Annotated in this window: 10 protein-coding genes and 2 tRNA genes; 4 read left to right on the top strand and 8 right to left on the bottom strand. The window is 70.5% G+C overall.

The genetic code is table 11. The features are described from left to right. Positions 1-77 precede the first annotated feature (77 nt). Together ACWY4P_RS27700 and ACWY4P_RS27695 are read left to right on the top strand one after the other, a co-directional pair. Positions 78-151 (top strand) — tRNA-Pro (locus ACWY4P_RS27700). Positions 152-500: 349 nt separating this feature from the next. Further along, entirely contained in the window at positions 501-2,447 is a 1,947-nt protein-coding gene (locus ACWY4P_RS27695) for a hypothetical protein (RefSeq protein WP_456203050.1), read from the top strand. 123 nt (positions 2,448-2,570) lie between these two features. Here the strand turns inward: ACWY4P_RS27695 and ACWY4P_RS27690 are convergent. The 4 genes from ACWY4P_RS27690 to ACWY4P_RS27675 form a co-directional block, all read right to left on the bottom strand. Next, positions 2,571-2,646: transfer RNA gene (locus tag ACWY4P_RS27690), tRNA-Trp, on the bottom strand. A gap of 521 nt (positions 2,647-3,167) precedes the next feature. Beyond that, on the bottom strand, positions 3,168-3,701 hold the full coding sequence (locus ACWY4P_RS27685; RefSeq protein WP_456203049.1) for a hypothetical protein: 534 nt from the start codon (positions 3,699-3,701) through the stop codon (positions 3,168-3,170). A 585-nt stretch (positions 3,702-4,286) separates the two neighbouring features. Next, positions 4,287-6,389, bottom strand: coding sequence for a UvrD-helicase domain-containing protein (locus ACWY4P_RS27680; protein WP_456203048.1), 2,103 nt, complete (start codon positions 6,387-6,389; stop codon positions 4,287-4,289). Positions 6,390-6,507: 118 nt separating this feature from the next. Continuing rightward, entirely contained in the window at positions 6,508-7,554 is a 1,047-nt protein-coding gene (locus tag ACWY4P_RS27675) for a VOC family protein (protein ID WP_456203047.1), read from the bottom strand. Positions 7,555-7,722: 168 nt separating this feature from the next. Here ACWY4P_RS27675 and ACWY4P_RS27670 point away from each other — a divergent pair, with 168 nt between their 5' ends. Next, on the top strand, positions 7,723-9,009 hold the full coding sequence (locus ACWY4P_RS27670; RefSeq protein ID WP_456203046.1) for a cytochrome P450: 1,287 nt from the start codon (positions 7,723-7,725) through the stop codon (positions 9,007-9,009). Between the two features lie 70 nt (positions 9,010-9,079). Here ACWY4P_RS27670 and ACWY4P_RS27665 read toward each other — a convergent pair whose 3' ends face one another. Beyond that, positions 9,080-10,201 (bottom strand): hypothetical protein, encoded by a 1,122-nt coding sequence (locus tag ACWY4P_RS27665; protein ID WP_456203045.1) that lies wholly within the window; start codon positions 10,199-10,201, stop codon positions 9,080-9,082. A 255-nt stretch (positions 10,202-10,456) separates the two neighbouring features. Between ACWY4P_RS27665 and ACWY4P_RS27660 the strand changes: the two genes are divergently transcribed. Further along, positions 10,457-12,325 (top strand): prolyl oligopeptidase family serine peptidase, encoded by a 1,869-nt coding sequence (locus tag ACWY4P_RS27660; RefSeq protein WP_456203044.1) that lies wholly within the window; start codon positions 10,457-10,459, stop codon positions 12,323-12,325. Here the strand turns inward: ACWY4P_RS27660 and ACWY4P_RS27655 are convergent. From ACWY4P_RS27655 to ACWY4P_RS27645, 3 genes are all read right to left on the bottom strand, one after another. After that, positions 12,237-13,142 (bottom strand): SURF1 family protein, encoded by a 906-nt coding sequence (locus ACWY4P_RS27655; protein WP_456203043.1) that lies wholly within the window; start codon positions 13,140-13,142, stop codon positions 12,237-12,239. The genes ACWY4P_RS27660 and ACWY4P_RS27655 overlap by 89 nt on opposite strands. 131 nt (positions 13,143-13,273) lie before the next feature. Further along, a complete protein-coding gene (locus ACWY4P_RS27650) occupies positions 13,274-14,401 on the bottom strand; it encodes a hypothetical protein (RefSeq protein ID WP_456203042.1) in 1,128 nt (375 codons plus the stop codon). After that, positions 14,398-14,976 (bottom strand): SigE family RNA polymerase sigma factor, encoded by a 579-nt coding sequence (locus ACWY4P_RS27645; protein ID WP_456203041.1) that lies wholly within the window; start codon positions 14,974-14,976, stop codon positions 14,398-14,400. The genes ACWY4P_RS27650 and ACWY4P_RS27645 overlap by 4 nt, the downstream gene beginning before the upstream one ends. Between the last annotated feature and the right edge of the window lie 65 nt (positions 14,977-15,041).

Genomic DNA, 15,041 nt, shown 5'->3' with positions numbered 1-15,041 from the left:
CCCGTCCCGACCTGCGAGGCCTCGAAAACCGGATTTCGTCTCTGGCCACAGGTCCGCTAAAGTAGAGCTCGTTGCTTCGGGGTGTAGCGCAGCTTGGCAGCGCGCTTCGTTCGGGACGAAGAGGTCGTGGGTTCAAATCCCGCCACCCCGACAGAAGAAACACCAGGTCAGGGGCCTGATCCGCGAAAGCGGGTCGGGTCCCTGACTCGTTCCGGGGCCATCTTGGGATCTCCCGTTCTGCCACTGTCCCTGGGCTCGGGCTTGAGGTCCCGCGGTACGAGCGAGCAGCCGAAGACCAGCAGGGCGCATGAGGGCAGTGCTCCCGATAAGGCTGGCATCGACCGTAAACGACGTTGTTGTCAGTGTCCTACGCCACCATGGGAAGACGCTCTCCGCCCCGAAGCGCGGGGTGGCCCTCGTCTCGACCAGGAGCCGGCCAGCCGCCCAGACGGGGACTCGGACGAGCGCTCGGCAAGTCCTCCAACACGGATCGGAGCCTCATGGACAGCGGTGGAGCCGCGCCCAGTCTTCCCCTGAACTTCCTGTGCGCGCTCGTCGCGGACAGCGGCGCAGATGCCCCGCCCTCGCGGATGGCCGCCGAGCAAGCCCGGTCGATGGAGGAGGGGCTGGAGCGACGGGAGTTGCTGGAAGCGCTGTTACGCGGCCCCTACGACAGTTCTGCTCCGTTGGGGCTGCTGGAAGCCGCGGTCGACAGCGACCTGGCCCGGAAGCCGCCGCAGTCAGATCCGCTATACGGACCGTCCATGGATCTGGCACTGCTGGCTCTCTCGCATCCCTCCTGCACACCGCAGTTGCGGCACGAGTCGCTGAGGCGCTGCACCGCCGTCCAGCTCGGCCGCCTCGGCTCGGCGCAGGCAAGCGACATCCTGGCTGACGCCGTCGCCGAGGCGCTGCACGAACGGGGGCCGCGCCAGCAGGCCATGACGGTCGACCTCCTCGACAGTCCGACGGATGCCCAACTGGTGCTGCGACAGCACCGACTGCACAGCACCGTCATCACAGCGGCTGTCGACCTACTGCCGTCCCACCCCTTTGTCGACCAGGAGGACGAGGAGGACAATTCGACGTGGTTGGAGAGGCAGAGAGCCGCCGAGCGAGCCTGGCGCACCATGTGGAAGCAGGTCGTGGCCTCACATCCCGAACACCACCGGCTCCTCGTCGACTGGTCTGACGACAACGATGCCGGACACATCGTCCGAGAGCACCTGCTGGGCAGCATCCCCTGGGACGTCGAACCAGAACTCCTTGAGGAAATAGCCCAAGACGACCTCGCGTCCTTCCCGCACTCCGTACTCATCACCCGGATGTGCCGCATGCGCCGGGACGGGGCAACGGAGCAAGAGGTACGGGGGCACTTCGCGAGTGACCTGGCGGAGCTCCTTCCCAAGCAGCGCAAACACATCGACGGGCTCCTGTCGTATGACACGTACGCTCTGCGCTACGGCTGCTGGGCTGCCATATCCCACACCGCGCGGGCAGCAGACGGCAACTGGCGCTACATCCTCAACCCCGACCAGGCACAGAAGTACGGGCGCCCTCACCCTTGGCGAGCCTCAGAAGACCAGTTGGCCTCCCTGGCCCAGAAGTTCGCCGAACATGCGGCCGTCGCTCTGGAACTGTGGGAAGCCGACCCAGAGGCCCCGGTTCGCTCGGCGGAGGATCTGCGCTGGGTGCGCGACCTGCTCCAGCACCTGCCAGTGGTGACCCCGGACGTGAAGGAGAAGGCACACCTGATCTGCCGGAAAGCGAGACGAGAGCTGGCCGGGCGCCGGGACTACGGCAAGTACGGGCTGGACTCGGACGTCCAGCAGGCGCGTGAACTCCTCGACACCATCGAGCGGATGACCGCCGAACCACACCCGAATCCTGGCTTGGCGCGCACCGCGTCCCTCGGCAAGCCGGATCAGGTCACCATGCGCGACCTCGCGGGCGCCCCGGATGCCGTCCTCGATGACTACGTGCGACGGCACCAAGGCAACGACGCACTCATGGAAAAGGCCCTGCTGTCCTTCGCCTCCCGTGCCTACCGCCGCGACCTGTCCTTCGCCGACGTACTGAAACGCCACTCAGACCCGCAGGGCGCACTGCTGGACCTCACTCAGAACCTCCGCCGACGCCTGGGCGGTGGCCCGAACCTCCGAGAGGCGTGGGTGAGCGCCGTGCTGAGCCTGCTCACCACCGACGCCGATCTGATCCGCGCCCTGCCCGCCTGGACCGCCCTCAAAGCCAGAGGACCCCGCGGCCAGGCAGCCCACCCAGCGGTCACCTCGGTCGTACGCACCGTCCTTGGCGACAACGCCGAGGCGTGGCAACGGTTTGCGACAAGCCCAGCCAGCTACGCGGGGCCCACGGCCTGGCTCCGCCTCGGCGACCTTCTCGATGCTGCCACGAACGGAACACCCTGGCCCACGCCCCCGTACAAGTAACCAAACCCCCGCACGACCGGAGCGGATGTGCAGTGAACCCGCTGCGCACGTGCGCCAGATGCACAGACCCTGCGCAAGGTCCCCGGCGTTCCTTCCCGTACCGCGCTCGGTTCTATGCAGCTATGGCAGGGGTGACAGGAGTCGAACCTGCGACATCCGGTTTTGGAGACCGGCGCTCTGGCCTCTGAGCTACACCCCTTGGACGCCGCCCAGCCTGGCATGGCCGAGCACGTGATTCCACGGATTTTCACGGTCAGCACTTCTGCTGCCGCCACCGCCAGGCCCGGCACAACCTCGACCTGGGCGGCCTGTCCTGGATTAACCAGCACCCGGACGGCAGCCCCGGTGGTGAACGCCCGCCCCAGTCCCCCGAACCGCCCTCCGGATGGGACGCGATGGGGCCCGCGCCGCACTGAACACCTGGCAGGATGCGGCCCGGCGGCGATGTCAGTGCCCTGCCACTGCACGCCGCCGTCCTCCTGCGCCTCGGGCACCGAGAACAGCGGGCCATCCCCCAATGGGAAGTAGCGGATCGTCAGAGGGAGCAGTGGAATGTCACGGGGATGGAAGATCGCGGTCATCGTGCTGGCGGCAGGGGTCGTCGGCTGGGTCCTGTGGCCCTGGTTCCTGTATTCCTGGATGCGCAGGGAGTGAGGCCCGAGAGACACCGGCCGGGCAGCCGGCCGGGGCCCCTGGGCCGGGGAGGGCGTGGCCGCGGGGTCAGGCCGAGATGAGTCGAAGGATCGCGGTGCCGCCCGCCCCTGCCACCACCTGCAGTACGACCGCTCCGTCCACCTTGTCCGGCGGCGCTCCCGCCACCCCGCACGAGCTGCTGCCGCCGCCGCTGCGGAAGACGGCGACGCAGCCGCTGCCGTCGCCGCTCGCCTCCCCGCTCGTCTTGCTGTTCCCCGAGGTCACCTTGTAGCCGACCTCGTTCTTGCCGACCTTCGTCAGGGACAGCTTCGCGGGACCGTCCGGGAGCTCGAAGCGGATCGTCACCGGCTTGGACACCGCTATCTCGCAGTTCCCGTCGGTGCACGCCTCGGGGTTGCTCCCGTCGGCCGCTGTCACTGCCGGGGACGCGCTGGACGTGGCGGGAGAGGGGCTCCGCGAGGCATGGGAGGCCGAGGGCTTGGCGCTGCCGGTGTTCTCGTCCGAATCGCCGCATCCCGCCACGGCCAGCGCGGTGACCGTGGCCAGCAGGACGCGGCCGGCCGCACGTCGTGTGCGCCCCACCGTGGTCGGATCCGACATGGCATGCCGCCCTTCGTAACTTGTCCGGAGTCAGGAATCACGAATCAGGGAGCGAGCCTACGGCCCGGGTATCGGGAGGGGTCCCCACCCGGTGCCCGCACACTTGGTCGCGACGGGCGTACGGGGCGAGCAGGCGCGAACCGTCTTCGAAGCCATCGCCAGCAGCCGCGGAGGGGTGTGGAGGGTGTCGGCGCTGAAAGTCGCCTTGTGGGCCCTGCCGCCCTTGCTGGCAGTGCCCTTCGTGGTGTGGGGACTCCTCGATGACCCCCGCACACGGCTGGGCGGCATGGTCCTGCTGGCTGCTCTGATCGGATTCGCGGGCGTGTTCGTGGTGCCACTGCTCCTCTTCCAGGCCGACGGCGACTTCTTCCGGGAGTCCTCCCGCTGGACGTTGCTCCTGGCCGGGCTCTGCCTGACCGTCGGCGTCCTGTCGATCATGGGTACCCTCGAGCGCGACCGGCCGGAATACGTCTGGAAGTACGGCGAGCCGGGGCAGGTCCCCCGCTCCTCCGCAGACGCCTCTAGTCCGCGCCGTCAAGGCCGTGGTCGAAGCCTCGGAGCACGGACGTCCGGCCCTGCGCCGTGCTACCGGTTCACGCTGCCCAGCCACAACACATCACGGGCCCGTGTCATGGCTACGAACAGCTGGCTGCGGGACAGTTCATCGCGCTCGCGTTCGGTGTCGGAGGTCTTCGTACCGGTCGTGTCAGGGCCGTGGGGCAAGGCGGCGTCGTGCTCGGGCAGGTACACGCGCTTGAATTCCAAGCCCTTGGCCCGGCGGTAGCTGCCGAGCTTGACGGCGTCGACCGGTCGGCCGTCGTAGTGCTCGAGCAGGCAGACGGGGATGTCGGCCCGGGTCAGGAGTCGCTGGTAGTGGCCGATGGCTCGCATGGAGGGGCACAGCACCGCGGTGTCGGGGAGTGCTTCGGGCGGCAGGTCGTGGAGGGCCTTCAGGAGGGCTTGGTCGTGCTCGGTCCGGGTGGGTTCGGAGACGCGTGTCACCTGACCGTCGTGGTACGTCAGGTCGACGTCCCGGCGGCCCGGGGTACGCAGTCCGTCGATGTCCTCGAAGGCGTCCTCGGCGACGACCGCGAGGGCCGTGTCGAGGATCTCCTTGCTGTTGCGATAGTTGGTGCGCAGCACCTGTCCGCGATCGCCGCGGATGTCGATACCGGCGTCGGACAGGCGGAATCCGCCGGGGTAGACGGCTTGTTGGCCGTCGCCGACCAGGAGCAGCCCGTTGGGGGCGTCGCCGACGAGGGTGTGCAGGAGCCGTACTCCGACCAGGGTCAGGTCCTGGACCTCGTCGACGATCACGGCTGTGTAGGGGTGCCGGCCTGCCCGGCGGCCCGCTTCCGCCAGTGCGAGTGAGAGGACGTCGTTGAAGTCGTGTACGCCACGCTCGGTGCGGATGCCCTCGTACTCCTCGTACAGCGCCCATACGGCCTGCCGGTGCGTACGCCGTAAGCTCGCGCGTCGGCGTCGGCGGGGCACCGTGGCGTACTCCTCGAAGGCGGTGATGTCACGGCCCTTGATGACGTGGTCGATCTCCTCGCGCCAGTAGCGGGGTGCGGGGTCGATTTCGGCCAGGCAGCTGGTGCGCCCCACGTGTGTCCACGCGAGGCTGAAGGCAGTCTCCGCCTTGTCTCCGTGCAGCCGAACCGGGACGCCGCAGGTCTGTAGGAACTCCTGCGCCCAGGAGTGCAGGCTGCGAAAGTCCACCCGGTCGGCGACGGCTGGGGACATGGTCTTGAGGAAGGTGGCCTGAACCCGCGGGAGGTTGTTGGCAAAGGTGACGTACAGGATCCGGCCGTTGGTGCGCCGGGCCAGGTGGGCCGCGCGGTGCAGGCCGACGACGGTCTTGCCGGTGCCGGCCGGGCCGCTGATCCGCGCGGGGCCGGACCAGTTGCGGCGCACCAGCGCGACCTGGTCGGGATCGAGGAAGGTCATCCACTGCTCGATCGGGGCCCTCAACGCCTCTTCCAGAGCTGCCTCGCGCAGGCCCTCGATGTCGAACAGCCCCTCGGACGGCTCTCCTTGAGGCTCTTGTTGGGGCTGTTCTCGGGGCTCTGGCCGTTCCCGCGCCGTCGCCGGCACCGCCGACCTCTCGTACTCGGGGAAGGCGCGCTCCAGGTGGTCGGCGATGGCCCGGACGGATTCGGCGCCCAGCCTGCGGCGCTCCGACAGCAGCGCCGGACCGACCTCGTGCTCGCCCAGCAGACGGATCCTGCCCAGCTCGGCGTGGACCCGCCGGCCCACGAAGACCATCAGAGGCTGGACCGCCACCGGAGACATCCCCAGCGACGCCACCGCGCCTTCGACGACCTTCACCACCGCCAGAAGCTTGGCCGCGTGCTCGTCGCGCGACTCGCCTCCGGCGCGGAGCCTTCCCTCCGACACCTCCGGTGCGGAGCGCCAGTTCTTCACGTCCAGGACGAAGACGCCGCCGGGCCCGATCAGCAGCATGTCCACGTTGGCGGCTCGCGTCCCCGGCCATCTGCGGTCGACCAGGAGCCGCCACCCGCGTTCGGTCAGCACCAACAGCTGGGCCGCGACCCTGCGTTCGCCGTCGCTCGCGGCTTCCCAGCGGCGCGCCTCGTGCTGGGCCGCCCGCCACTGCTCTCTCAGCAGCCGCTCCTGCCGCCGCGCCTCCTGCGCCCGTCGCGATGCCGATCCGCCAGCCGCCATATCACGCCCCCTCGCACACGGAGTAGCGATCATAGAACGGTCAGCTATGGACGCGGCAGGGCGCAAATCGGCGTGCTGGTGCTGCGAACAAGGCAGGGGGCAGGGGCAGGGGCAGGGGTCAGGGGCCGGCGTCGCGGAACCCCGCGTCGTCCAGCGTTCCCGCGTCGTCCAGCGTTCCCGCCTCATCCAGCGATCCCGCGCCGCCGTCCGACGATTCCTCGCCGCCCAACGCTTTCGTCGCCCGCGTGGTCGCCGCCCCCGTCGCCGCCGCGACGCTGAAGAGTCCGCCCTCCGGGTCGCGGAGGGCCGCGATGCGGCCGTACGGGGTGTCGGAGGGGGCGGAGATGATGCCGCCGCCGAGGGTGGTGGCCTGGGTGGCGACGCGGTCGACGTCATCGACGCAGAAGTAGACGTGCCAGCGGGGGCGGACATTGGGGTCCGGGGTGGCCTCCAGGGCGCCGCCGAGCAGTCCTGCGACGGCTTTGCCGTCGATGTGCAGGACCACGCGGTCGTGCTCGAAGCGGACGTCGCAGCGGTCCTGGCCCTGGGCGTCCCAGCTGAAGACGTGGCCGTAGAAGAGCGCGGCCTCGAAGGCGTCGCGGGTGCGCAGCTCGAGCCAGACCGGGGCGCCCAGTCTGCGCTCGCCCCACCAGGCCGAGGTGAGCTCGCCTTCCCAGATGCCGAAGACTGCGCCGTCCGGGTCGGCCGCCCAGGCCACCCGGCCGCTGCCGAACTCCAGCGGCCCGACGGCGACCGTGCCGCCGCGCTCCCGCGCGCGCCAGGCGATCTCGTCGGCGCTGTCGGCCGCGAAGTAGGTGGTCCAGGTGACGGGGAGGGCCACGCCGGTCGCGGCCGGGACGCCCATGCCGACGGTGGGGGCGCCGTCTTGGGTGAACGCGATGGTGTAGCGGCCGTGGCCGTGGCGGCTGGGGCGGAAGTGCCAGCCGAAGAGGTCACCGTAGAAGTTCTGGGCGCGGTCCAGGTCGGTCGCCATGAGGCTCACCCAGCACGGCGCGCCTTGGACGGCGCGGAATCTGTCCCGCCTCTCCACCGCGCTCACCTCATTCCGCCGCCGCGTGCCCTCCGCATGCGCAGGGCCGTCGTCCTGCGCAAGGCTGTCGTCCTGCGCGGGGCTGTCGTCCTGCGGCGTGCGCGCAGCCTTCACCGTCCGCACTTGATGCCCGATAGTCCCACTTTCTCCTGTTTGCCCGGGGCGCGCCACCTCGACCGCCCGCCGGGCCGCGCGCCGGCGCGCCCGCTGTGGCGCATCCCACCGACCAACACCACAGAAGGCATTACGGACACCCGGGCGGAGCAAGGCAGTATTGCGCCCATGTCGAATCTCCGCTCAAACATCATCACCTGGCTTGGTCGCAAGTACTTTTCGAGAATGCAGAAGACCGGCTTCGATCTGTCCAAGATGTCGTTTTTGCCGGACGCCGCACTGGTCCCGTTCCGACGCGACGGCCTTGACCCCGTGGCCGAATTGTCCCGCACTCGCGCAAAAGAACCCATAAGCAAGCTTTCGCTGCCTTTCGGGGTGAAAGGCTGGCTTGTCACCGGATACGACGAGACCAAGGCCGTGCTGGGCCGGACGAACGGATTCAGCTCCGATTTCACCAACCTCGCAGAGAAGAACATCGGCATCGCCGCACAGCAGAATCCAGGAGGCCTCGGCTTCAGCGATCCACCGACGCATACGAGACTGCGACGCCTGCTGACACCGGAGTTCACCATGCGCCGGCTCAGCAGGCTCACGCCGCGGATCCACTCCATCGTCGAGGAGCGACTCGACGAGATGGCCGCGATAGCCGCGGCCGAGGGCCAGGTCGACCTGGTCGAGGCGTTCGCCCTGCCGATCCCCTCCCTGGTCATCTGCGAGCTGCTCGGCGTGCCGTACGAGGACCGCGCCGACTTCCAGCAGCTGAGCATGGCGCGATTCGACCTGTTCGGCGCGGCCGACGCCCCGCTCGGCGCGATATCCGACTCACTCTCGTATCTGCTGGACGTCGTCAGGAAGCAGCGTGAGTCGCCCGGTGACGGGCTGCTCGGGATGCTGGTGAAGGAGCACGGCGACGAGATCGACGACCAGGAGCTGGCCGGGCTGGCCGACGGGGTGCTCACCGGCGGCTTCGAGACGACCGCGAGCATGCTGGCGCTCGGCACGCTGATGCTGCTCCGCAGCCCCGAGCGGTTCGCGGAGATCCGCGACAACGACGAGGTGGTCGACCAGTACGTCGAGGAGCTGCTGCGCTACCTCACGGTCGTCCAGGTGGCCTTCCCCCGGTTCGCCAAGGAGGACATGGAGATTGCCGGTACGGCGATATCCGCCGGCGATCTGGTGCTGTGCTCGCTGAGCGGGGCGAATCGCGACGAGAAGCTCGGCCCGGACATGGAGCGGTTCGATCCGCACCGGCAGACCTCCTCCCACCTGGCCTTCGGCCATGGCATCCACCGGTGCATCGGCGCCGAGCTGGCCAAGATGGAGCTCCGCGCGGCCTACCCCGCACTGGTGCGGCGGTTCCCGGAGATGCGCCTGGCCGTCGCGCCGGAGAAGCTCGAGTTCCGGAAGCTGTCCATCGTGTACGGCGTCGAGGCGCTGCCCGTGAGGCTGAAGTAGCCCCGGCCCGTCATCCGCTCTCCCCGCCCGGTGCCCCGCGAGGGGCCCGGCGGGGCGGCAGGGCGGCGGCTCAGCGGTACGGGTCGTCCCGGCCGGGGTCCGTACGCCCGCCGGAGTCCCGGCCCCCATCCGGCAGGGAGTCCGGCTTGAGACTTCCGGGGCCCTCCAGGAGCTGGCGGTGCATGGCCGAGCTGCTTCCCCGCATATCGAATTCCTGGGCCAGCCCGGTCGAGTGCAGTCGGCCCATATCCTCGTCCGAGAAGGTGACTCCGGCTATCGTGGTTCCCTTTCCGGAATCCCAGTTGTAGCGGTCCCACACATTGAGCTGGTAGTCGAGGCCCACTTGGGGCTTTCCATCGGCCGCGGGCGTCACCGTGACCACACCGCTGATATTGGTGTTGACCGAGCCGACGGCAAGGTACCAGTTCTCATTGCCCGACCGGCTGAACTGATAGTCGCTGTTCATCGTCTCCACCGGGATGGCGACCGGCCTGCCGCCGTTCTTCTTGAATTCCGTCAGCGCTTTCTCGCGCCATATGTCCTCGTTGTCCATGATGGCGTCGACGGCCATGCCGCGAAGCGCGTCGTCGCCTTTCATCATTTTGTCGACGGGCAAATCCAGCGTCGTGCCGGAATTATCCAGGTAATGGGTCAGATGCCGTGCCGCGTCGTCCAGGCCCACCAGCGAGGCACCCTCCGCCAGCGCCCTGGCCTTCTCCCGGGTGACCCGCTCTCCGATGCCGGGGGACTCGACGCCGTGCCGACCCGACCCCGCGTCCGGGGAGATCTGCCTGATCCGCGGGGACAGGACCCCCGCCGCCAGCAGATCGTCCTTGTGGGCCGCCCAGAGCTCGGCGCGCGACCGCGGGCTCAGGGACTCCCACAGCCGTAGCAGCCGGGCGCGCTCCTCCGGGCTCGCCTTGTCCCCCAGCGAGGCCAGCTCGACCGCGCGCGGGGCCATGTCCTCGTCGAGCGAGGTGTAGACGGCATGGCCCGCGTCGTGGAGGTCCTGGCCGTGGCTCGCGCGCAGGGCGCGGGCGACGGCGGCGTCGATCTCCGCGGCGTGGGTGACCAGCCCCGTGATGGCCTCCGTGTACCACCTGATCAGGTCCTGTGTCCGCTGGCTGTCGCCGTCGACATTGCACAGCGCCTCGGACACCCGAACCGAGCCGTCGCCCGAATCCTTGACCACCAGTCCGGGAGTCTCTGCAGATCCCGGAACTCCTTCGCCGTCTTGCGGACGAAGTCCCGGGTCACCGTGGCGTTGAGTCCGGCCCATTTCGCGGCCTCCGACTTCCGCACCAGCCCCGGTCGGCATCCGTACCGAGCTTTTCGAGATCGCTCACCAGGCTCTTCCAGTCGGTGACCGCGGTGCCCAGCTTGCCGAGGTCCATCCGGAGCAAGGATCACGGCGGTCGGCGGCCGTCCGATCGGGTTTGATGGGGGGATGAATGACGCACAGACCCTGCCCGACTGGGAGAAACGCTTCCGGGCCCCGCGCGTATCGCTGCCCGACTGGGCAGAGGAGGCACCGGACCGCGCACTGTTCGTATCCAACGCGACGGGGACGTACGAGCTGTACGCGTGGGACCGGGCGACCGGAGCGCAGCGCCAGGTGACCGACCGGCCGAACGGTACGACGGACGGGGTGCTCTCCCCGGACGGCCAGTGGATCTGGTGGTTCTCGGACACCGACGGCGACGAGTTCGGGGTGTGGTTGCGCCAGCCGTTCGTCCCTGACGCCGCCCCGGACGCCGCCCCGGACCAGGCAACAGCGGCGGAGGGCGCACCGGACAAGCCCGCGACGCCCGGTCTCGCCCCCTCCTACCCGGCCGGCCTGGCGCTCGGCCGGGACGGCACCGCGGTCGTCGGGCGGTCCACGGACGAGGACGGCTCCACCGTCCACGTCGTACGCCCCGGGGCCGCGCCCCAGGAGATCTACCGCCACCGGGAGTCGGCCGGGGTGGGTGACCTGTCGTACGACGGGACGCTGATCGCGATCGAGCACACCGAGCACGGCGACGCCATGCACTCGGCGATCCGGGTCGTACGGCTGGACGGCACACCCGTAGCGGAGCTGGACGACACCAAGGGCGGCACGGAGGAGCTGGGCCTGTCCGTCATGGGGTTCGCGCCGGTCGCCGGGGACAACCGGCTGCTGGTCGGGCACCAGCGGCGGGGCCGCTGGGAGCCCATGCTGTGGGACCCGGACTCCGGTGTGGAGACGGCGCTGGCCATCGACCTGCCCGGGGACGTCGGCGCCGACTGGGTGCCGGACGGGACGGCGCTGCTGGTCGAGCACAGCTACCAGGCGCGCAGCGAGCTGTGGCGGTACGACCTGGCCTCCGCCGAGCTGACCCGCGTCGACACCCCGTCCGGCACCATCTCGGGGGCGACGGCGCGGCCGGACGGCACGGTCGAGTTCCTGTGGTCCTCGGCGGCCGAGCCGCCGCAGGTGCGGTCCACGAGCGGGCGGGTGGTGCTCGACCCGCCGGGGCCGCGGGCGCCCGGGTCGGTGCCGGTCACCGACGTCTGGGTGGACGGGCCCGGCGGGCAGGTGCACGCCCTGGTGCACAAGCCCGCGGGCGAGGGCCCCTTCCCGGCCGTCTTCGACATCCACGGCGGGCCGACCTGGCACGACAGCGACGCCTTCGCGGCGGGCCCGGCGGCCTGGGTGGACCACGGCTTCGCGGTCGTACGGGTCAACTACCGCGGCTCGACCGGGTACGGACGGGCCTGGACGGACGCGCTGAAGCACCGCGTCGGGCTGATCGAGCTGGAGGACATCGCGGCCGTGCGCCGGTGGGCGGTCGACTCGGGGCTCGCCGACCCCGAGCGGCTGGTGCTGGCCGGCGGCTCATGGGGCGGCTATCTGACGCTGCTGGGGCTCGGGACCCAGCCCGAGGCGTGGGCGCTGGGGCTCGCGGCGGTGCCGGTCGCGGACTACGTCACGGCGTACCACGACGAGATGGAGGCCCTGAAGGCGATGGACCGCACGCTGCTGGGCGGCACGCCGGAAGAGGTCCCCGAGCGCTTCGAGGCCTCCTCACCGCTGACGTACGTGGACGCGGTGCGCGCGCCCGTCTACATCTCGGCGGGGGTCAACGACCCGCGCTGCCCGATACGGCAGATCGAGAACTATGTGGAGCGGCTGGCGCGGCGCGGCGCCCCGCACGAGGTGTACCGGTACGACGCGGGGCACGGCTCGCTGGTGGTCGAGGAGCGGATCAAGCAGTTGCGCTTGGAGATCGAGTTCGCTCAGCGTCATCTGCGGCCTCATCCGCAGCGTGATCTCCAGGGGCAGCCGGGGCGGTAGGGGTAGCCAGGGCAGCAGAGCCGGCCGGAGCAGCCGGGGTCTCCGGCGGAATGATCCCGAGCGCCAGGTCGCGCGCCGTCTCCGCCTCACGGCGGAACAGCCGGAACCACATGAACACGACGAAGCCCGCGAAGACGAACCACTCGCCGGTGTAGCCGAGGTTCTGGAACGCCTTGAGATCGAGCCCGGTGCCCTCCGCCACGGCCGGGGGCACCGGCTCCAGGGCCCCGGGGGCGGTCGCGGAGGTGATCCACGCGTCGTACACCCCGTACGGCACGAGGTTCACCAGCGAGGCGGCGCTGATCATGCCCAGCTGGCCGCGCGGCAGCCCGCCGCTCGCCCGCACCCCGCTGGTGCCCGAGTGCTCGGACCCCTGGAGCGCCCCGGTCACGGTCACCTCGCCGGCCGGGGGCGCGGGCACCTTGGCGACGTCGGCCTTGTCGTCGGCGTCGCCGGGGAGCCAGCCCCGTACGACGGGCAGCGCCTTGCCGCCGTCCGTACGCAGCAGCGTGAGCACATAGAAGCCGTCGCGGTCGTCCAGCCGCCGGTCCGGGACGAGCAGTTGGTGCGCCGTGTCATAGCGCCCGGTCGCGGTGGCCGACCGCTCCGCGGTCCGGTCGGTGACCGGCAGCAGCTCGCGCAGCGGCTCTGCGGTGTCTTTGGTGTCGGAGGACTCGTCCTGCTGCTTGTTGTGGGTCTCGACGCGCGCTTCGAAGCGGCTGAGCTGCCAGCTGCCCATGAACAGACAGACCGGGATGGCCAGCACGGTGAAGATGTTGATCACCCACCAGCGGGGTGTCAGCAGAAACCGATACACACCACCACCGTACGGGCCCGGCGCCGCGCGCCGTACTTCGGGGCTCGGTTCGCCTCCGGCTACAGGTTGGGAGGTGCCCCTCCCAACCCCCTCCCAGCCACCGCTGGGAGGTGCCCCGGCCAGGGCTGCCCCTACGTGCCCGCCAGCAACCCGGTGCGGTAGATCGTCCCCGCGCACGCGCCGCTGAGCGTCACGCTCGTCGCGGCCGGGTCACCGGCCTCGGGCGTGTAGCCGAGCAGGACGCTCCCCGCCGGCTGCTCGCCGCCGTCACCGCCGCCGCCGTTGCCCGAGCCGTCGCCCGGACCGTCCGAGGGCCCGCCGTCCGCCGAGTCGGCCGAGTCCGGCGTGGGGTCGGGGGTCGGCGTGGTGCTGGTGTTGGAGCAGCCGGAGGTGCCGCCGCCCGACTGCGGGATCCAGGCGAACTGCACCTCGTACGCCTGGCCGGGCTTCAGGATGAGCTGGCCCGGCGCGGTGGACGGGTCGGGCAGCCCGCCGGCCGCGTCGCCGGAGGTGTGGTCCACGACGAAGATCCGGGAGGCGTCCGCGCCGCCCTGCGCGCTCGGGCTGATGACGCCGCCGCCCACGACCGTGCACGGGGTGCCGGAGATGTTCACGACCCGGAACGAGCCGTAGATCCGCCCCTCGGCGTCGGCCACCCCGGCCGACCCGGAGGCGTTGCCGAGCTGGGGGCGGGCGCAGGTGGGCGAGGTGGCGTTCAACGTGCTGGAGGGGTCGGGGGCCACGCCGCCCGAGTCGCCCTCCGGCTTCCTGGACGGGCGGTCCTTCTTCCCGTCCTCGCCCTTGTCCTGCTTCTCCCCGCTCCCGTTGTCGGAGGGCCGGCCGGTCTCCTTCCCGCCGCTGCCCTCGCCGTGCTTGTCCTGGCCGGGGCCGGGCGTGCGGTGGCTGCTGCCGGCCATGGCCGGGCGGTCGTCCGAGCCGCTGGTGGTGGCGACGTGGACCAGCGCGGGGAGCGCGGCCCCGCCGAGCACCACCGCCGCCGCGGCGCCGACCAGCGCCTGGCGGCGGCGCGTACGACGGGCGGGCACGGCGCGGCGCAGGTGCTCCAGGGAGTCGGGAGACGGCTCCAGCTCGTCGACGGCGCTGTGCAGGAGGCTGCGCAGGGCGTCCTCGTTCATGACGTCCGGGTTGTTCCTGTCGTCCGTACGGTTGTCGTCGTCCGTACGGTCACGACCGTCCGGCTCGTGGCCGTCCCGCCGGCCGGGGTTTCCCGAGGCCGGCTCGAATGTGTCGTCGTTCATGCCGGAGCCTCCATTGCGACGCGAAGCGCCGCGATGCCACGCGATCCGTACGCCTTGACCGAGCCGAGCGATATGCCGAGCGTCTCGGCGACCTGGGCCTCGGTCATGTCCGCGAAGTAGCGCAGCACGAGGACCTCGCGCTGGCGGCGCTGCAGTCCTCTCATTGCCTTGATCAACTGGTCGCGCTCGAGCTGCTCGTATGCCCCCTCTTCGGCGCTGGCCATGTCGGGCATCGGCTTGGAGAGCAGCTTCAGCCCGAGGATGCGGCGGCGCAGCGCCGAGCGCGAGAGGTTGACGACCGTCTGCCGCAGATAGGCGAGCGTCTTCTCCGGGTCACGGACCCGGCGCCGCGCGGAGTGCACGCGGATGAACGCCTCCTGCACGACGTCCTCGCAGGACGCGGTGTCGTCGAGGAGCAGCGCGGCGAGACCGAGCAGCGACCGGTAGTGCGCGCGGTAGGTCTCGGTGAGGTGATCGACTGTGGTGCCCGCTGCCATCGTGTCGTCAGCGTCCTCGCGCCCTGTCGAGATCTGCGGCGCGGGGCGAGTGGTCGACCATGGCGCGATCACCGGCATGCCGCCAGGGATGCGGGGACGCGGGGGCCGCACTGCCGTGCCGCCGCGCCCAGGAACCGTTGCGA

The sequence above is a fragment of the Streptomyces sp. LZ34 genome (assembly GCF_053890475.1).
This window is presented reverse-complemented; position numbering and strand designations above follow the sequence as displayed.